Below are 17,834 nucleotides of genomic sequence, written 5' to 3' on the forward strand. Positions count from 1 at the left end.
CCCCATGGACCTCATCGGTACGATCCTCTGGCCACTCAAATGGGTGGTGTCCGCGATCCTGGTCGGTTTCCACTGGGTCTTCGAGAACCTCGGGATGGACCCCTCCGCGGGCATCACGTGGGTGCTGTCGATCATCTTCCTGACCTTCGTGGTGCGCGGCGCGCTGATCCCCATCTTCGTTCGACAGATCAAGTCGCAGCGACGGATGCTGGAGGTCGCCCCGCAGCTCAAGAAGATCCAGGACAAGTACAAGGGCAAGAAGGACCAGTTCTCGCGTGAGGCCATGTCCCGCGAGACGATGGCGCTGTACAAGGAGACCGGGACCAACCCGCTGAGCTCCTGCCTGCCGCTCCTGATCCAGATGCCGATCTTCTTCTCGCTGTACTCCGTGCTGCACGAAGCCCAGATCAACAAGACGGGCATCGGCCTGCTCTCGAGCGACCTCGCGAAGTCGTTCGGCAACGCCTCGCTGTTCGGCGCACCCCTGCACGAGACGTTCACGAACGCATCGGGTTGGGAAGTCCGGGTCATCGCGGGCTTCATGATCGTCGTGATGACGGCCTCGCAGTTCATCACGCAGCTGCAGCTCGTCGCCAAGAACATGTCGCCGGAGACCAAGGAGTCTCCGATGTACCGCCAGCAGAAGATGATGCTGTACGTGCTCCCGCTGGTCTTCGTGATCTCGGGTCTGTCGTTCCCCCTCGGCGTCATGTTCTACTGGCTGGCCTCGAACATCTGGACGATGGCGCAGCAGTACTTCGTCATCCGCAGCATGCCGACGCCCGGGTCCGAGGCGGCGCTCGCCCGTGAGGCCCGTCTCGCGAAGAAGGCGCAGCGCAGCGGTTCCTCCGCGACCGCCGGCGTCCTCACCGAAGCCGGCGCCGGGGCCTCCCTGGCCGAGGTCGAAGCCCGCGTGAACAACCAGCGCCAGCAGCCGGTCGGCAAGTCGCGCGCCAAGAAGAACGGGAAGACCAAGTGAGCGAGCAGGACACCGCTGCGGTCGTCGACACCACGGACGACCAGCACCTCGCCCCCACCGACGCGACGGTCGACGTGGACCGCGATGACGTGGACGGTGATGAGGTGGATGGCGACGACGAGACCCGCGACGAAGCGGACATCGCTGCCGACTACATCGAAGAGTTGCTCGACATCTGCGACCTCGACGGCGACATCGAGATCGAGGAGCGGGCTGGTCGCGTCTACCTGACCGTCACGGACGACGGGGCGGCCCTGCGCGTCCTCGCCAAGCCGGACACGGTCACGGCACTGCAGGAGCTCACCCGGATCGCCGTGCAGGCCGAGACGGGCGAGTTCAGCCGCCTGATCCTGGACATCGGTGGATCGCGGGACGCCCGTGCCACGGAGCTGCAGCGTCTGGTGGACACCGCTGTCGAGCGCATCGAGGCCGGTTCGACCACCGCGGCGCTCCCCCCGATGTCGTCCTACGAGCGCAAGTTGGTCCACGACCTGGTCGCCGAGAAGGGCTTCCACTCGGAGTCGGAGGGCGAGGGCCGGGACCGCCACACGGTCATCACGCGATGACGGATACCGACGTCACGGCCGGTTCGGAGCCTCCTGTTCTGGAGGCCGAGCCGGCCGTTGCCGCGAGCCTCTTCGGGAAACAGATCGACGTCGCACGGTCGTTCGCGAACGAGCTCGCCCGTCGTGGTGAAGAGCTGGGCTTGATCGGTCCCCTCGAACTCCCCCGGCTCTGGACACGACACATCCTCAACTCTGCCCTGGTGGCCCCACTCCTCCATGAGGGTGCATCCGTCGGCGACGTCGGATCGGGCGCCGGTCTGCCCGGGCTGGTGTTGGCCATCGCTCGTCCGGACGTGTCGATGACGCTCATCGAGCCGATGGAGCGGCGGACGGACTGGCTCCGTGGTGAAGCGGACCGCCTGGGACTCGAGAACGTCACGGTGGTCCGTGCGCGCGCCGAAGACGTTGCCGATGAGCTCGTGCTCGACCAGGTCACTGCGCGCGCTGTGAGTGCGCTCTCGAAGCTCATCCCGCTGACGGTCCCGCTCGTCCGGTCCGGCGGGCAACTCATCCTCATGAAGGGCGCGCGCGTCGATGACGAGGTCACGGCCGCTCGCAAGGTGATCTTGCGCACCCGACTTGAAGACGTCGAGGTCCTGGAGCTCGGGGTGGGTGTGGTCGACGAGACCACGCGTGTCTTCCGGGCTACAGTTGACTGACGCCACCGGTCCGGTCTGACTGGGCTCGGCTGCTGCACGGTTCCGCCGCTGCGCGGGCTGATGCGTCGAGGGGCGAACGCACCGCAATGGGCCCCGATGTTCCACGTGAAACACAGACCGGGGAAGAGGCACTCGTTGAGTTCATCCACTGACTACGACGCGTCGACGCCCCTCGCGCGCGAGATCGCTGATCTCAACCGGCGGCGACGCGCCATCGCGACCCAGCAGTTCCCGCTGCCGGAGAAGACGCGGGTCTTCACCGTGTCGAACCAGAAGGGTGGCGTCGGAAAGACGACCACCACCGTGAACCTCGCGGCGGCGTTGGCGCACGGCGGAGCCCGGGTTCTCGTGATCGACCTCGACCCGCAGGGCAATGCGTCGACTGCTCTCGGGATCGACCACCAGGCCGAGGTCGCGAGCATCTACGACGTCATCGTGGACGAGGCTCCCATGGCGGACACGGTCCAGCGCTCCCCCGAATCGGAGACTCTGTGGTGCGTGCCGGCGACGATCCACCTGGCGGGTGCCGAGATCGAACTCGTCTCGCTCGTCGCCCGCGAGCAGCGGTTGCGGACCGCGCTCGACGAGTACTTGGCCTCGGTCGACGAGCCGTTCCACTACGTCTTCATCGACTGCCCGCCGTCGCTCGGCCTGCTGACGATCAATGCCTTCGTCGCGGCCAAGGAAGTACTCATCCCGATCCAGTGCGAGTACTACGCGCTCGAGGGTCTGAGCCAGCTGCTGCGGAACATCGAACTGATCGAACGCCACCTGAACCCGCACCTCGCCGTGTCGACCATCCTGCTGACCATGTACGACGGTCGAACGAACCTGGCGAACCAGGTCGCGAACGAGGTACGGACCCACTTCGGTGGCCAGGTGCTGCAGGCCATGATCCCCCGCTCGGTCCGGGTCAGCGAGGCGCCGAGCTACGGGCAGAGTGTGGTCTCGTACGACGTCAACTCCACCGGCTCGCTCTCCTACCTGGAGGCCGCAGCCGAGATCGCAGAACGAGGAGCAAAGGCCTGATGGCACCCAAGCGGACCGGACTCGGGCGCGGCATCGGCGCGCTCATCCCCACGACGAACGAGCAGCAGGAGCGGCCCGTCGACGTGTTCTTCCCGTCCGGGGGTACCTCGGCGGCGGACACGACCAGCGGCGGTTCCGGCGCGGGTACTGCAGAGGAGCTCCTTGCTGTCCCAGGGGCCCGGCTGGCGAACCTCAACCCGCTCGACATCGTGCCGAACGCCCAGCAGCCGCGGAAGGAGTTCCGCGAGGAAGAGCTCCAGGAGCTCGTGCACTCCATCCGCGAGATCGGGTTGCTGCAGCCGATCGTCGTGCGACCCATCCCGGGTGCTGCCGGCACCGCGCCACAGTACGAGCTCATCATGGGTGAGCGCCGCCTCCGCGCCACGAAGGAACTCGGACTGGCAACGATCCCGGCCATCGTCAAGGAGACCCCTGACGACGCCATGCTCCGGGACGCACTGCTCGAGAACCTCCACCGGGCACAGTTGAACCCGCTCGAGGAGGCCTCGGCCTACCAGCAGCTCTTGGCGGACTTCGGCATCACGCAGGAGCAGCTCGGACAGCGGATCGGTCGCTCCCGTCCGCAGATCACGAACACGATCCGTCTGCTCCGGCTGCCCTCCCCCGTGCAGCGCCGTGTAGCGGCGGGTGTTCTGTCAGCCGGGCACGCCCGAGCGATCCTGGCGGCGCCCGACGCCGAGGCGATGGAGTACCTGGCCGAGAAGATCGTCAACGAGGACCTGTCGGTACGGGCTGCTGAGGCGATCGCCCAGCAGCTCTCCACGAAGACACCGGCGAAGTCCCCCGCACAGCCGTCGAAGCGGCAGGTGCACTTCAACGACATGGCGGAGCGTCTCGGTGACCGGCTCAACACGCGCGTGAAGATCGCCGTGGGCGCCCGCAAGGGCTCGGTGACGATCGACTTCGCGAACCCGGACGATCTGGCTCGGATCCTCAAGGAGCTCGGAGTACAGGACCTGGCTGGTTGACGGCACAGCCAGGGCGATGAGCCGCTGTGTGGCCGTCTGCGGCGTCGGGAGCGCTCATGGTTGACCGGGTGCGGTCGGGGCCATGAACCGCGTCCTGCGGGCCCTGACTCGCGTCGAGGACCCGATGGACGTCTTCCGCGTCAGCTGATCGTCGGGGTTGTTGGCGTCGCCTTGCGGGAAGCGTCGTGACGGGTTCGCGCGGAAGCTGTCGGCTCTCCGTCGTTGAGCCATGCATCCTACCGGGCGGACGGCTGCCTCGAGAGGAGCCCTCCGCGCGGGCCGCAGTGGGGTGCAACGAGCTACACCGAGTTCTACGCTGCCCAGGGATGGCTGAAGCGATGTTCCACGTGGAACACTTCCGTGAGGGCCCAGAGTCTCTCGAGTGACAGGACACTCTCGCCACGAGTGCCACCTCGTGCTGGATCACGAGAGTCCGCCGCCTGGGCCTCTCCTGCACGGGTCTGCCGTTCGGTCACGACCGAGCCGTCCTGCTGGGAACGACCCCCCCGTCCTCGTAGGTGCGACGGCGAATGTTCCACGTGGAACGCCTGCCTGACACCCAACCCGGCTCGCCAGGCCGACGCTCCACGTCATTTGCCGGTCGTAGGACGGCGGCGCTCCGATCGCGAGAGACCCGTCGCTTTGACCAGCGGCGTCCTGTGCCGCGCCGGTAGATCAGGGCCACGGGTGCGGCTCTCTGGCTCACTTCCGGTGCAGCTGAGATGACGGAATCGTGAAGCGACCCGACGTGGTTCCGAGGGGAATCGACGCTGCTGTTGATCGCCCGCAGCAATCGGGTGTGGCTCAAGTCGTGGGGCCGATCTGCGCGGTGCGAGGTCGCGGCTGGTGCAGGAACGAAGCCGGATTGACGGCGCGAGTGATGCGATGCTCTCGCTTGACGCTCCCCTGCACCAGCTTGACCAGCCCGAAGGTGCCAGCGGACATTCCTCCGGACCGCGAGGTCGTCGAGAAGCTGTCTGAGCGGCTCACCGAGCACGTGTGCGAGGGTCACCTGGTCGCACCCGACGGCGGATCGCAGTGGCGGTGACGGGACGTGGCGACGACCCAGTGTCCGAGGGAGCCGTGGATGCGGTGAGGTACCAGCGCACCCGATCAGCGCCGTAACGACCCAGCGATGCAGTGAATGACGAGTGCGTGGATCAGTCACTGTGCCGCGCTCTGTCGCACGCGAGAGCTGAAGTACTGCCGTAGTGCCGCCGTGACGCGGTGGCGCAAGCAAGTGGTCGTGCAGTCGCGCTGGGCCAAAGCGCCCTGGCTTCGCCTGAACTGCACAAGCGGTTGGGTCCCCGAGTGGTCCTTGCGTTACTCCATGCGGTGCACCCGTGCTGCACTTGGCTGAGGCGTGACCGACATTCGGGCTACGAGGTGAGATCACCGCGGAGCAGGCGGTCGACGCCAGGCCGGGTGGGACGGCTCCCGTACGGAACTGCCGAGCGCGGCCACCGGACGACCGGGGACTGGCGCCCTGGTCGTGGGATCTGCGATGGTGGAGAGCAGCGCCCGAGTACCCCACGTGCTGATGCTGATGCTGGCTCGGAGCCGACATCGATGTTCCACGTGGAACATCGGGACGTCGTCGTCGCCCTTGCCCCAGCGCTGGTCGCGCAACCGCCCCAGGAGTGACCGGCGCCAGTAGGAAGCCCAGGAACTGACCCTCCGAGAGAGCCCCACGACAGAGCTCCGACCTCCCAACTCCCCCGGCAGGCCACGATGCTGAAGGTCGGCGGGAGTCAGCTGGGGCCGGCTGCTGTCCGGGCGCCGGGTCGACGCGTCAGGCCGAGTGGTCCCGGATGGCCTGCTCCGCCAACTCGGCGTAGGTCCACCCGAGGTCGAACCCTGACGCGGACAGTGCCTGCGGTACGAGCGACGTCTCGGTCAGCCCGGGCAGCACGTTGGCCTCGAGGAACCACGGCGTGCCGGCCCCGTCGATGATGAGGTCGACGCGGGACACGTGGCGCAACCCGAGTGCTCGGTGCGCCAGGACGGCTGCAGCGGAGGCAGCCTGCGACTGCTCTTCGCTGAGTCGCGCGGGCGTGAAGAAGGTCGTCTCCCCCGCGTTGTACCGCGCCTCGTACCCGTAGAACCCGTTGCGGGGCACGATCTCGACCGGCGAGAGCGCAGTCGGGCCGTCACCGGTGTCGATGATCCCGACGGCGATCTCGGTGCCCCGGATGAGCTGTTCGACGACGGCGTCCTCGCAGTACGTGTACGCAGCGACCATTGCACGCGGCAGGTCGTCGGCGTTCTCGACCAGGGTGACGCCCTGGGCGCTGCCGCCGCGTGCAGGCTTCACCGCGAGCGGGACGGGGTGCTCCGCGGCGATGGCCTGGAGGACGCCCACGGCACCGAGTTCCCGGAAGACGTCGTGCGACAGGGTGATCGAGCGCGGCGTCCGGACTCCTGCCAGGGACACGAGTGCCGACGCGGTGGGCTTGTCCCAGGCCAGGCGAGCGGACGTCGAGCGGGAGCCGACGTACGGGATGTCGAGGGCCTCCAGGATGCCGCGGAGCGCGCCGTCTTCGCCGGACGCGCCGTGGAGCGCGGGCCAGACGACGTCCGGCCGGTTCGCGGCCAGCGCGGGCAACAGCGAGGCGTCCGCGTCCCGCAGGTCGACCTGCCACCCGTAGCCGGTCAACGAGTCCGCGACCCGCCGACCGGACCGCAGGGAGATGTCCCGCTCGTGGGAGATTCCTCCGGCGACGACGACGACGTGACGGCTGGCGAACTCGGCCATGGGGCGATCCTCTGCGGATGTCGTTGATCGGTACGAAAGCCCTGGTCAGGGCATGTTCGGCTGCGGGGAGCTGACTGTCGAGGTGCTCACCGAGGCGCTCGAGCGACTGGCGGATCCGAAGGTCTCGACCAGTTCGAGCTCGTCGTTGACGACGGACGCCAACCGCTTCACCCCGACCCGGATCTGTTCCGGCGTCGGGTAGCAGAACGAGAGCCGGATGTTGCCGGCTCCGCGCCCGTCGGCGAAGAAGGCGGTGCCCGGTGTGTAGGCGACGAGCTCCTTCACTGCCCGGGGCAGCATGCCCTTCGAGTCGAGGGAGTCCGGCAGCGTGAGCCAGACGAAGAACCCGCCGTTCGGCACGGTCCAGCTGAGGTCGGGCAGGAACTCCCCCAGGGCGGAGAGCATGGCGTCACGGCGCTCGGCGTAGATCCCGCGGAAGGTGTCGACCTGACCCTTCCAGTCCGCGGCGTCGAGGTAGGCGTTGACGACGTACTGGCCGAACGAGTTCGGGGCGAGCACGGCCGACTCGTTCGCGAGCACGAGCTTCTCGCGGATCGCGTGTGGGGCGAGCGCCCATCCGACGCGGAACCCGGGAGCCAGAGTCTTCGAGAACGAGCCGAGGTAGACCACACCCTCGTCGTCGATCGAGCGGATCGCCTGGGGTGCCGGCTCGTCGAACCAGAGCAGCCCGTACGGGTTGTCCTCGAGCACCAGGATGTTGTTCGAGCGGCAGATGTCGAGCACCTCGATGCGGCGCTCCCGACTCATCGTGACACCGGCTGGGTTGTGGAAGTTCGGGATCGTGTACAGGAACTTCATCCGCTTGCCAGCGGCCCGGAGACGGGCGATCGTCTCGCGCAGGGCCTCGGGGACCAGTCCGAGCTCGTCCGTCGCCACGTGGACCGTCTCGGCCTGGTACGACCGGAACACACCGATGGCCCCGACGTACGAGGGGGACTCGGCCAGGACGACGTCGCCCGGATCGATGAAGAGCCGCGTGACGAGGTCCAGTGCGTGCTGGGACCCCGTGGTGACCACGACGTCCTCCGCGCTGGCACGGATGCCCTCGAGCGACATGACGTTGACGATGTGCTCGCGGAGGGACCGCAGGCCCTGTCCACCGCCGTACTGCAGCGCCATCGCGGAGTCCTCGGCCATCACCCGGTCGAGCGAGCCGGTGACCAGTTCACGGGGCAGCGCGGAGACGAAGGGCATGCCGCCGGCGAGCGAGACCACCTCCGGCCTCGACGCGACGGCGAACAGAGCTCGGACCTCGGAGGCGCTCAGCCCGGCGGTGCGCTGGGCGTAGGAGTCGTACCAGGGATCGAGACTGTTGCCGTTCGTCATCGAGTTTCCTCCACTCGGTCGTTCTCGCCACAGTACGACATGCAGCAGGGCGTCCGTCGTCCCCCCGCACAGGCCGATCGACGATCCGTGGCCTGTCTGCGGCCGGGCTGCGGCCTGGAGGCCCCCTCAGCGTCCGCCGGTCGGCGGACGCTGGACGGGCCTCCAGACAGACGAACGCCCCGCCCTCCGATGGAATGGAGGACGGGGCGTCCGGGTCTGTGCGGCGGATCTCCTACGCGAGGAAGTCCGCGAGGTCGGCCTCGAGGGCCGGCTTCGGCTTGGCGCCGATGACGGTCTTGACGACCTCGCCACCCTTGAACACCTTCATCGCGGGGATCGAGGTGATCTGGTAGTTCATGGCCGACTGGGGGTTGTCGTCGACGTTGAGCTTGACGATCTCGATCTTGTCGGCGTGCTCTGCGGCGATCTGGTCGAGGATCGGGGAGACCGCACGACACGGGCCGCACCATTCGGCCCAGAAGTCGACGAGGATCGTCTTGTCGGACTTGAGGACTTCGGCCTCGAACGTGGCGTCGGTCACTGCCTTTGCGCTGGACATGTTTGCTCCTTCGACGGGAAGTCGGTTCGGTGTGGTGAACGGGGACGCGGCGGCGCACATTCCCGTGGCGTGCAGGGGCCGCAGGTCAGACCCGGGCGGTGACGTCGATGATCGCCTCGGTCGGGGTGACGCCCTCGGCCTGGTCGGTGAGGTCGCGGTCGAGGTCGGCGAGGTACTTCTCGGCGTCGAGGGCTGCGACCGCACCCGAGCCCGCGGCGGTGATCGCCTGTCGGTAGGTCGGGTCGAGCACGTCACCGGCGATGAAGACACCCGGGACGCCGACGGCGCGGGACGAGCGGCCCTCGACGGCGAGCGTGCCTTCGGGGGCGATCTCGAGCTGACCGTGCACCAGGTGCGTGCGCGGGTCGTTGCCGATCGCGATGAACAGACCGTCCAGGGCGAGCGAGGACTCTTCCCCGGTCACGGTGTCCTTGAGCGTGACGCCTTCGACAGCGGAGCCACCCGTGATGCCGGTGACTTCCTTGTTCCACGCGAACTCGATCTTCGGGTCGTTCATCGCGCGGTCCTGCATGATCTTCGACGCGCGCAGGGAGTCCCCGCGGTGGATGACCGTCACCTTGTCGGCGAAGCGGGTGAGGAAGGTGGCCTCTTCCATCGCGGAGTCGCCACCGCCGACGACGGCGATGTTCTTCTGACGGAAGAAGAACCCGTCGCACGTGGCGCACCAGGAGACGCCGTGGCCGGAGAGACGCTCTTCGTCGGCGAGGCCGAGGTGGCGGTACGCGGAACCGGTGGCGTAGATGACCGTGAGGGCCTCGTACGTCTCGCCGGAGCCGACCGTGACCTTCTTGACCTGGCCGGTGAGGTCGACCGAGACGGCGTCGTCGTACAGGACCTCGGCACCGAACTTCTCGGCCTGTTCCTGCATCTTGATCATGAGGTCGGGGCCCTGGACGCCCTCGGGGAAGCCCGGGAAGTTCTCGACCTCGGTGGTCTTGGTGAGTTCACCGCCGGTCTCGACACTCGAGGCGACGATGAGCGGCTTCAGCTCAGCGCGCGCGGCGTAGATGCCGGCCGTGAACCCGGCGGGACCGGAACCGATGATGATGAGCTCGCGCATGCGTGACTGCCCTTCCGTTGCTTGCTGACCGGGTCAACCCATGGTAGCTGCGCCCCATTCCCGGGACTGGCTCCGCGGTCAGCGTCCGAGCCGGGCGCGCACGAGGTCGAGGGCACTGCGGACCTCGGCGTTCTTGACGACGACCAGCACGGCGAAGTAGACGGCCACCATCACGGCGCCGGCGAGCACCACGGTGATGAACGCGCTCGTGAAGTCGGACATGGCGAACCCGGTGCGGGAGTACCCGCCGAAGAACGTCGTGACGAGGAACCCGACCACGCCGGCGACGACTGCGGCGATGACGAACTGCAGGTGCGAGCGCGCGATGATGCGACCCTCGATGCCGTCGAGTCGACGGCGGACCACGACGAGGGCCACGATCGTCTGGGCCGAGCCGGCGATCGTCGTGCACGCGGCGAGCGAGAGCCCGATGATGTTCCCCGGCAGCAGGGTGACCGCGAGCGCACCGATCACGAACAGGACCGACTGCACGAGCTGCATGAAGAACGGGGTCCGGTGGTCGTGCATCGCCCAGAACACCCGCTGGACGATGAAGAGCATGCTGAACAGCACCAGTCCGGGCATGTAGGCGAGCAGGACGGCGCCGATCGAGAACGCACCGTCGAAGTCCGCGGCGAACATCCGGCCGAACGGTGCGGCGACCACCATCAGCGCCACCGACGAGAACACCGTGAACAGCCCGACGATCCGGAGCGACAGCGACAGGTTGCGCCGGACGGCTGCCAGGTCGCCGCGTTCGGCGTCGTGGCTCATCCGGGTGAAGTACGCGGTGGCGATCGACACGGCGATGATCGAGTGCGGCAGCATGAAGAGCAGCCAGGCGTTCTGCAGGACAGCGTTGCCGGCGTTGCCCGAGCCGAGCGAGGCCACGCGGGACTGCACGATGCCGGCGAGCTGCGTGACGAGGATCATCGCGAAGAGCCAGCCGGCGGCGGTCCCGGTCGCCTTGAGCCCGACGCCGCGCCACCGGAAGTCGGGGCGGAAGGTCAGGCCCGCGCGCTTCCAGAAGAACGGCAGGAACGCGGCCTGTGCCAGCACGCCGAGCGAGGCGCTGCCGGCGAGCACCGCGATCTTCAGCGGCGTCCAGTCGTCGGTGCCGGAGTTGACCGCGCGGTTCCCGAACATCGCGATGAAGACGACGAGGCCGGAGATCGCGATGACGTTGTTGATGAGCGGCGCCCAGGTGAACGGCCCGAACACCTGCTTGGCGTTGAGGACCTCACCGAGCAGCGAGTAGATCGCGTAGAAGAGGATCTGCGGCAGGCACCAGAACGCGAACGCCACGGCCAGGTCGGTGGCGGCCGGCGAGAAGCCCTTGCCGTCCTGCGCCTGCGCCGAGTAGAGACGCACCAGGAGCGGCGCGAGCAGGGTCGCGATGATCGTGATGACGACGAAGACCGAGCCTCCGAGGGTCACGATCTTGTTGACGTAGGCCCGCCCGCCGTCGCCGTTCTGCGACATCGAGCGCACGATCTGCGGGATGAGCACGGCCGACAGCAGTCCGCCGGCGATGAGCGCGTAGATGTTGTTCGGCAGCTGGTTCGAGACGGCGAACGCGTCGGCGGACCGGGAGTTCGCCTGGCCGATCGCGTAGGCGAGCACGAACGTCTTCGCGAACCCGAGCAGGCGGGAGATCATCGTCCCCGCCGCCAGCATCGCGCTGGCCCGGCCGAGGCCGCGGCCCTCGCCCTGTTCGGCGTCGACCTCGGCGCTGGGCTGGGTGGTGCTGATGGTCGGCTCCTCGGGGTGCGGGCGGTCGCCCTGGTCGTGTCGGTCGCCCTGGTCGCTCTGGTCGTCTCGGTCGGACGGGAGGCTCGACTCCATCCCGGCGCGCGCGATCGCGTCCTCGAGACGGTCGCCGTCCCCACCGACGGTGTCGGTGCCGGAGCTGGCCACGGCGATGGCGGTGGCGGCCCCGGGGACGGGGGCCGGGCCTCCAGACCGGGAGGTGTCAGCAGGTCGGACCACGTCGGCAGACCGGGACACGTCGGCGGCCAGCGGACGCTCGCCCGGCCCGGGGGGCTGGATCTCGAGGGGACGGTTGGGGTCGTCGTCCTCGGGTTCCGGCTCGCCGTTGCGGCGACGGAGGCGGCGGCGGACGTTGCGGAGGATCCCGAGGCCGAAGACCGCCACGACGGCGATCGCGGCGAGGGCCGTGATCACGGTCTCCCACTGCGCCTGCACGTTGATCTCGACCGTGGCGGGGGTGGCGATGCGGGCACCACTCGCGCTCGTCAGCGCCATCGACAGCGCGACCTTGCCGTTCGCGACCGACTGCACCGGGAAGGTGGTGCGGGTCGAGGAGCGGGGCTGGATCGTGACCTCGACGGCGTTCCGCTCGATGCGCAGGAACGAGTTCGACGGCGTGACGGTCAGGAACACCGTGACCGGCCAGTCGGAACGGTTCCGGACCGAGATCGGCAGCGAGGACCGGTCACCGAGCAGCGTGATGTCACTCGAGTTGACGATCCCGACGCTGCCGATGGTCTCCCGGTGGTCCGCGGCGATCCCGTCCACGACCGTCGTCAGTCCGTCGGTGTCCGCACGCCAGGCGTTCGACGCGGCGGCGAGGGTCCGCAGGCGGGCCGGAGCCGTGACCTGGACCGGGTCGGTGACCGCGCTGGCGAAGTCGACGAGCGCCTGCTCGGACCGCACCAGGCGCCGGAGGACCGTGAGCCGGTCGGCGCCGTCGTCACTGCTCTGCAGGGTGAGCGAGCCCGGCTTCGCGTCGACGACCGTGGAGAAGTCCGTCGGCGAGATCCAGGCGGTGTCCTCGAGGGCGTCCAGGGCCTGCTCCAGGCGGGCGGAGTCGGTCGGCCAGGACCGGCCGAGGGTCAGCAGGACCGGGCCCGTGGCGCTGCCCTGGACGGCGACGGTGGCGAGGGTGGCACGGAGCGTCGCCACGGCGCGGTCGGTGGCCCGTGCGGAGCGGGCGTCGGCGGCCTGGCGCAGGAGGTCGGACATGCCCTGGTCGGACACGAGGGCCTTGGTGGAGCCGACCTGCTCGGCGGCGGCGACCGTGGTGTCCCGGCCGGCGGAGGTGTTCCCGCTGGAGAGGATCGTCGAGGTGGAGCCGGCGGTGCGCAGAGCGGGGAGGTCGTCGGCGGCGACGGTGCCCTCGACGGGCCAGGCGACGGTGTCGACGGTCCAGGGGAAGGACACCAGCGAAGCCGAGGTAGGGATGGTGGCGGGGTCGGTCTCGTCGGCTCCGTTGCCGTTGCCGTCTGCCGCGTCTGCGCTGGCGGTGTCGGTCGGTCCGGTGGCGGTGTCGTCGGGGGTCTGCGTGGTGTCGCTGCCGCTGCCGCTGCCGCTGCCACTTCCCTGGTCGGCCGGGTCCTGCGCGGGGTCCGTGGCCGGGTCCGCCGGGGTCGCGGTGGCGGTCGGGCTCGGGGTCGCCCCGGGGAACCGGTCGGCGTCCACGGCGGCGGCGATGGCCTGGTCGAAGGAGATCGGCGCGGCGATGCCCGACAGCCCGGCCTGGCGCAGCCCCGTCACGTCCGCGTCGGCGTAGGACAGCGGGAACTTCTCGTTCCGGAGGCCCTCGAGCCGCTCGAGCCACGCCGTCGCGGAACTCGGGGCGTCGTCGCCGAGGATGCGGATCGACGCGATGATGCGGGGGTCGACGGCGAGGGCGACGCTGTGGCCGGCCGCCGCGTCGAGCTGCTGGGTCAGCGTGCCGTCCAGCGCGGTGTCGGCGGCCAGGGTGTTCGCGCTGAGTAGGCCGTCCTCGGTCGCCGGGACGGTGACGGGCATCGCGACCGCGACGTCGACCGGTGCGGGGTCGGGCCCGGGGTTCCAGGTGAAGGCGGAGCGCCCGACCGCGAGGGTCGATCCGGCGACGTACGAGGCCGCGATGCGTCGGGCGCCGAAGGGGTTGAGCGTGCCGAGACGGACGTCGGCGAACGGCACCGAGATCGAGTCGACCGTGACGGATCGGTGTGCCGGGACCTCCGGGATCGTCACCCGGTCCATGGGCTCGCTGGGGTAACCGTCTGACGAGGTGTCGTTGAGCCAGTCGGTGAGGATGTCGCGCGTCCCCACCACCGGCCGGATGATGTCCAGGTCCGCACGGCCCGCCGGCAGCGCGGTGTCCGTGTCGTTCGTCACCGTGACGGAGAGCGAGAGGTCGTCGCCGAGGTCGAGCACCCCGCGTCCGGAGGGGGTCACCTGGACCGACGTGGTGCCCGCCTGGGCCGTCGCCGGCGTCGCCGGCTTCGAGGTGGTGGCGGCGTCGGCGACGTCCACCGCTGCGGGCGCGATGACCAGACCGGTGGCGACCAGGGCGGACGCGGCGGCGGCGAGCACGGTACGGAGAATCTGCATGTGGGAGGGTCCTGGTCTTCAGCGGGCCACGACGAGTGTATGAGGCGCGACCATGACAGCAGGCGAGCGCGCAGGTGCTCGCGCCCACTATCTGGGATGATCGACGGCGTCATGCAGTCCGTAGCCCAGGCCGTCGAGCGACTCGACGCACTCGCCGCCACCGACACCGTCGACGTCCTCGCACGGGCGTTCGCCGCCGCCGGTCACGAGTTCGCGCTCGTCGGCGGACCCGTACGGGACGCCTTCCTCGGCCGTCCGGTGACCGACCTCGACTTCACGACGGACGCCCGACCCGACGCCGTCCTGGCGATCGTCGAGCCCCTCGCCAGCTCGACCTGGGACGTCGGCCGCCAGTTCGGCACCATCGCCGCGATGGTCCGCGGCGAGCAGGTCGAGATCACCACCTACCGCAGTGACGTCTACGACGGCGAGACCCGCAAGCCCGAGGTCACCTTCGGCGACACCATCGAGGCCGACCTGCTCCGCCGCGACTTCACCGTCAACGCGATGGCGCTCCGACTCCCCCAGCGCGAACTCGTCGACGTCCACGGCGGCGTCGAGGACCTGCTCGCGCAGCGCCTCGCGACGCCACAGGCGGCTCGGGTGTCCTTCCGCGACGACCCGCTCCGGATGATGCGCGCGGCACGGTTCACGGCCCAGCTCGGGTTCACCGTCTCCGACGACGTCCGTGACGCCATGTCCGACCTCGCCGACTCGATCGAGAACATCTCCGCCGAGCGCGTGCGGGACGAACTCGTGAAGCTCCTGAACACGGCGGTCCCGGTCGAGGGTGTCCGGCTGCTGGTCGACTCCGGCATCGCCGAGCGGATCCTGCCCGAGCTCCCCGCGATGAAGCTCGAGATCGACGAGCACCACCACCACAAGGACGTCTACGAGCACTCGCTCACCGTCCTGACGCAGGCCATCGGGTACGAGGCCGAACGCCACCCCGGCGACGCCCCCGACACGGTCCTGCGTCTGGCCGCACTGCTGCACGACATCGGCAAGCCGGCGACCCGGAAGCTCGAGCCGGGCGGCGCCGTGAGCTTCCACCACCACGACCTGGTCGGCTCGAAGCTCGCGAAGAAGCGGCTCCGCGCCCTGCGCTTCGACAACGACACGATCGCCTCGGTGTCCCGCCTGATCGAACTGCACCTGCGGTTCTTCGGCTACACCGAGGGCGCCTGGACCGACGCGGCCGTCCGTCGCTACGTCCGGGACGCCGGTGACCAGCTCGAGCGGCTGCACGAGCTCACCCGCTCGGACGTCACCACCCGGAACCGTCGGAAGGCGGACCGGCTCGGGTTCGCGTACGACGACCTGGAGGCCCGGATCGCCGTCCTCGCGGAGCAGGAGGAACTCGACTCCATGCGTCCCGACCTCTCGGGGGACGACATCATGCGGATCCTCGACATCCCGCCGGGGCGCGCGGTGGGCGAGGCGTACCGGTTCCTGCTCGAGGCGCGGATGGACGAGGGGCCGCTCGGACCCGAGGACGCCGAGGCGCGCCTCCGCACGTGGTGGGCGTCCCGCGACGCGTCCGCCTGACCGACGCCGGTCGCTCTGCACAGCCGGTGGCGCGCCTCCAGGCCGTCCGCTACGATGGGCAGGTTGTCTCGCGCGCATTCAGCGTGCCGAGGCACATGCATCAACCCTCCTGCCCCGGGAACTGCCCGGGGCCGCTGAGACCAGAGGAGGTGGGTTCCGCATGCACCAGTACGAACTGATGGCGATCCTCGACCCCGAGATCGATGAGCGCACCGTCGCTCCCAGCCTGGACAAGTTCCTCGCGGTCATCCGCAACGACGGTGGCACCGTCGACAACGTGGACGTCTGGGGCCGTCGCCGGCTCGCTTACGAGATCGCGAAGAAGAACGAGGGCATCTACGCCGTCGTGAACTTCACGTCGTCCGCCGACTCCGCCAAGGAGCTGGACCGCCAGCTCGGTCTCTCCGAGGCCGTGCTGCGCACCAAGGTCCTCCGCGCCGAAGAGGGCATGGCCCAGGTCGCCGCGCAGAAGCAGCGCGACGAAGCCCGTGCCGCCCGCAAGGCCGCCAACGCGTCGGCCTCGGCCGCCACGACCGCGAGCGCCGAGTAGCCCGTGGCCGGCGAAACCGTCATCACGGTGGTGGGCAACCTCACCGCGGACCCGGAGCTGCGCTACACGCAGAACGGGCTCGCCGTGGCGAACTTCACCATCGCGTCGACTCCTCGCACGTTCGACCGTCAGGCGAACGAGTGGAAGGACGGCGACGCGCTGTTCCTCCGTGCGAGTGTGTGGCGCGAGTTCGCCGAGCACGTGGCGGGGTCGCTGACGAAGGGCTCGCGCGTCATCGCGCAGGGTCGTCTCCGTCAGCGTTCCTACCAGGACCGTGAGGGTCAGCAGCGGACGAGCATCGAGCTCGAGGTCGACGAGATCGGCCCCTCGCTCCGGTACGCGACCGCCCAGATCACCCGTGCACCGGGTGGCAGTGGTGGTGGCGCCGGTGGTGGCCGTGGCCAGGTCGGCGGAGGCAACTCCTCCGGCGGCAACGGCGGCTACAACGGTGGCGCGTCCGGTGGCAACGGTGGCGGTCAGTCCGACGCCCCGTGGTCGCCGCAGGGTGGTCAGCAGGGTGGCGGGAACGCATCGTCGAACGACGTGTGGTCCACCCCCGGCGGCACCTACGACGACGAGACCCCGTTCTGATCCTCAGCGGTCTGACGACACAACTTCTTCTTCTCTAAGGACACACAATGGCTGGAAAGAGCACCGGCGATCGCCGGAAGCCTCGCGGTAAGGGCGGCAAGAACGCCGCTCCCGCGAAGTCGATCAAGGTCGGCGTCATCGACTACAAGGACGTTGCGACCCTTCGCAAGTTCATCTCGGAGCGTGGGAAGATCCGCGCCCGTCGCATCACCGGCGTCTCCGTCCAGGAGCAGCGCCTCATCGCCCGTGCCGTGAAGAACGCCCGTGAGATGGCGCTCCTCCCCTACGCCGGCTCCGGCCGCTGATCGGAGGTCGACGAATGTCGAAGCTCATCCTCACCCACGAGGTCTCTGGCCTCGGTTCCGCCGGTGACGTCGTCGACGTCAAGAACGGCTACGCCCGCAACTACCTGATCCCGCAGGGCTTCGCCGTGTCGTGGTCGAAGGGCGGCGAGAAGCAGGTCGAGTCGATCCGTGCTGCTCGTACCGCACGCGAGCTCGCCACCATCGAAGAGGCACAGGACCTCAAGATGAAGCTCGAGAACGCCACCATCCAGCTGTCGGTCAAGGCCGGCAAGGACGGTCGTCTCTTCGGCTCCGTCCGCCCGGGTGACGTCGCTGACGCCGTCCAGGCGCAGGGCGTCGGCTCGCTCGACAAGCGCAAGGTCGAGGTCCCCGCGACCATCAAGACCGTCGGTGACCACGAGGCCACCGTGCGTCTGCGCGAGGACATCGTCGCGACCATCTCGCTGAAGGTCGTCGCCGCGAAGTAGTCCCGGTCGCTGCTCCGGCAGCACCAGCACCGCCGGAAGGGCGGGTCTCCCCCAGTGGGAGGCCC

15 protein-coding genes are annotated in these 17,834 nt (G+C 69.1%); 10 read left to right on the forward strand and 5 right to left on the reverse strand.

Features of this window, described 5'->3' with window-relative positions:
• Positions 1 to 4: 4 nt before the first annotated feature.
• From yidC to DEJ33_RS00805, 5 genes are all read left to right on the forward strand, one after another.
• The gene (gene yidC, locus DEJ33_RS00785) at positions 5 to 979 is read left to right on the forward strand and encodes a membrane protein insertase YidC (RefSeq protein WP_111077013.1); all 975 of its coding nucleotides are present in this window, start codon (positions 5 to 7) and stop codon (positions 977 to 979) included.
• Entirely contained in the window at positions 976 to 1,545 is a 570-nt protein-coding gene (locus tag DEJ33_RS00790; protein ID WP_375334680.1) for a protein jag, read from the forward strand. The genes yidC and DEJ33_RS00790 overlap by 4 nt, the downstream gene beginning before the upstream one ends.
• Positions 1,542 to 2,204, forward strand: coding sequence for a 16S rRNA (guanine(527)-N(7))-methyltransferase RsmG (gene rsmG, locus DEJ33_RS00795; RefSeq protein WP_111077014.1), 663 nt, complete (start codon positions 1,542 to 1,544; stop codon positions 2,202 to 2,204). The genes DEJ33_RS00790 and rsmG overlap by 4 nt, the downstream gene beginning before the upstream one ends.
• 96 nt (positions 2,205 to 2,300) lie before the next feature.
• The gene (locus DEJ33_RS00800) at positions 2,301 to 3,233 is read left to right on the forward strand and encodes a ParA family protein (RefSeq protein WP_111077015.1); all 933 of its coding nucleotides are present in this window, start codon (positions 2,301 to 2,303) and stop codon (positions 3,231 to 3,233) included.
• A complete protein-coding gene (locus DEJ33_RS00805) occupies positions 3,233 to 4,222 on the forward strand; it encodes a ParB/RepB/Spo0J family partition protein (protein ID WP_111194084.1) in 990 nt (329 codons plus the stop codon). The genes DEJ33_RS00800 and DEJ33_RS00805 overlap by 1 nt, the downstream gene beginning before the upstream one ends.
• Positions 4,223 to 6,014: 1,792 nt before the next feature.
• On the opposite strand, the gene DEJ33_RS00810 is transcribed toward DEJ33_RS00805, so the two are convergent.
• The 5 genes from DEJ33_RS00810 to DEJ33_RS17415 form a co-directional block, all read right to left on the reverse strand.
• Complete coding sequence (locus tag DEJ33_RS00810) at positions 6,015 to 6,977, reverse strand: D-alanine--D-alanine ligase (RefSeq protein WP_111194085.1); 963 nt, start codon at positions 6,975 to 6,977, stop codon at positions 6,015 to 6,017.
• Positions 6,978 to 7,022: 45 nt separating this feature from the next.
• Complete coding sequence (locus DEJ33_RS00815; protein WP_111077018.1) at positions 7,023 to 8,324, reverse strand: PLP-dependent aminotransferase family protein; 1,302 nt, start codon at positions 8,322 to 8,324, stop codon at positions 7,023 to 7,025.
• Positions 8,325 to 8,556: 232 nt separating this feature from the next.
• A complete protein-coding gene (gene trxA, locus DEJ33_RS00820; protein ID WP_110902894.1) occupies positions 8,557 to 8,883 on the reverse strand; it encodes a thioredoxin in 327 nt (108 codons plus the stop codon).
• 85 nt (positions 8,884 to 8,968) lie between these two features.
• Complete coding sequence (trxB, locus tag DEJ33_RS00825) at positions 8,969 to 9,964, reverse strand: thioredoxin-disulfide reductase (RefSeq protein ID WP_111077019.1); 996 nt, start codon at positions 9,962 to 9,964, stop codon at positions 8,969 to 8,971.
• Positions 9,965 to 10,042: 78 nt separating this feature from the next.
• Complete coding sequence (locus DEJ33_RS17415) at positions 10,043 to 14,308, reverse strand: DUF6049 family protein (protein ID WP_220034425.1); 4,266 nt, start codon at positions 14,306 to 14,308, stop codon at positions 10,043 to 10,045.
• A 111-nt stretch (positions 14,309 to 14,419) separates the two neighbouring features.
• Here DEJ33_RS17415 and DEJ33_RS00835 point away from each other — a divergent pair, with 111 nt between their 5' ends.
• The 5 genes from DEJ33_RS00835 to rplI all read left to right on the forward strand — a co-directional run bounded on the left by DEJ33_RS00835 (position 14,420) and on the right by rplI (position 17,769).
• Positions 14,420 to 15,856 carry a CCA tRNA nucleotidyltransferase gene (locus DEJ33_RS00835; protein ID WP_111194214.1) on the forward strand — a complete coding sequence of 479 codons (1,437 nt, stop codon included), beginning with the start codon at positions 14,420 to 14,422 and terminating at the stop codon, positions 15,854 to 15,856.
• Between the two features lie 160 nt (positions 15,857 to 16,016).
• Positions 16,017 to 16,406, forward strand: coding sequence for a 30S ribosomal protein S6 (gene rpsF / locus DEJ33_RS00840; RefSeq protein ID WP_110902892.1), 390 nt, complete (start codon positions 16,017 to 16,019; stop codon positions 16,404 to 16,406).
• Between the two features lie 3 nt (positions 16,407 to 16,409).
• A complete protein-coding gene (locus DEJ33_RS00845; protein ID WP_110902891.1) occupies positions 16,410 to 16,997 on the forward strand; it encodes a single-stranded DNA-binding protein in 588 nt (195 codons plus the stop codon).
• 47 nt (positions 16,998 to 17,044) lie between these two features.
• The gene (rpsR, locus tag DEJ33_RS00850; RefSeq protein ID WP_017887834.1) at positions 17,045 to 17,302 is read left to right on the forward strand and encodes a 30S ribosomal protein S18; all 258 of its coding nucleotides are present in this window, start codon (positions 17,045 to 17,047) and stop codon (positions 17,300 to 17,302) included.
• Positions 17,303 to 17,316: 14 nt separating this feature from the next.
• Positions 17,317 to 17,769, forward strand: coding sequence for a 50S ribosomal protein L9 (rplI, locus tag DEJ33_RS00855; protein ID WP_110902890.1), 453 nt, complete (start codon positions 17,317 to 17,319; stop codon positions 17,767 to 17,769).
• The last annotated feature ends 65 nt before the right edge of the window (positions 17,770 to 17,834 follow it).

Source organism: Curtobacterium sp. MCPF17_047 (assembly GCF_003234045.1).
Classification (GTDB): Bacteria; Actinomycetota; Actinomycetes; order Actinomycetales; family Microbacteriaceae; genus Curtobacterium.

What these genes read in the sequence shown, in the direction of transcription:
- yidC (WP_111077013.1), top strand. Translation starts at nt 5, where the DNA reads ATGGACCTCATCGGTACGATCCTCTGGCCACTCAAATGGGTGGTGTCC.
- DEJ33_RS00805 (WP_111194084.1), top strand. Translation starts at nt 3,233, where the DNA reads ATGGCACCCAAGCGGACCGGACTCGGGCGCGGCATCGGCGCGCTCATC.
- trxA (WP_110902894.1), bottom strand. Translation starts at nt 8,883, where the DNA reads ATGTCCAGCGCAAAGGCAGTGACCGACGCCACGTTCGAGGCCGAAGTC.
- trxB (WP_111077019.1), bottom strand. Translation starts at nt 9,964, where the DNA reads ATGCGCGAGCTCATCATCATCGGTTCCGGTCCCGCCGGGTTCACGGCC.
- DEJ33_RS00810 (WP_111194085.1), bottom strand. Translation starts at nt 6,977, where the DNA reads ATGGCCGAGTTCGCCAGCCGTCACGTCGTCGTCGTCGCCGGAGGAATC.
- rpsR (WP_017887834.1), top strand. Translation starts at nt 17,045, where the DNA reads ATGGCTGGAAAGAGCACCGGCGATCGCCGGAAGCCTCGCGGTAAGGGC.
- rsmG (WP_111077014.1), top strand. Translation starts at nt 1,542, where the DNA reads ATGACGGATACCGACGTCACGGCCGGTTCGGAGCCTCCTGTTCTGGAG.
- DEJ33_RS00815 (WP_111077018.1), bottom strand. Translation starts at nt 8,324, where the DNA reads ATGACGAACGGCAACAGTCTCGATCCCTGGTACGACTCCTACGCCCAG.
- rplI (WP_110902890.1), top strand. Translation starts at nt 17,317, where the DNA reads ATGTCGAAGCTCATCCTCACCCACGAGGTCTCTGGCCTCGGTTCCGCC.
- DEJ33_RS00835 (WP_111194214.1), top strand. Translation starts at nt 14,420, where the DNA reads ATGCAGTCCGTAGCCCAGGCCGTCGAGCGACTCGACGCACTCGCCGCC.
- DEJ33_RS00800 (WP_111077015.1), top strand. Translation starts at nt 2,301, where the DNA reads ATGTTCCACGTGAAACACAGACCGGGGAAGAGGCACTCGTTGAGTTCA.
- DEJ33_RS17415 (WP_220034425.1), bottom strand. Translation starts at nt 14,308, where the DNA reads ATGCAGATTCTCCGTACCGTGCTCGCCGCCGCCGCGTCCGCCCTGGTC.
- rpsF (WP_110902892.1), top strand. Translation starts at nt 16,017, where the DNA reads ATGCACCAGTACGAACTGATGGCGATCCTCGACCCCGAGATCGATGAG.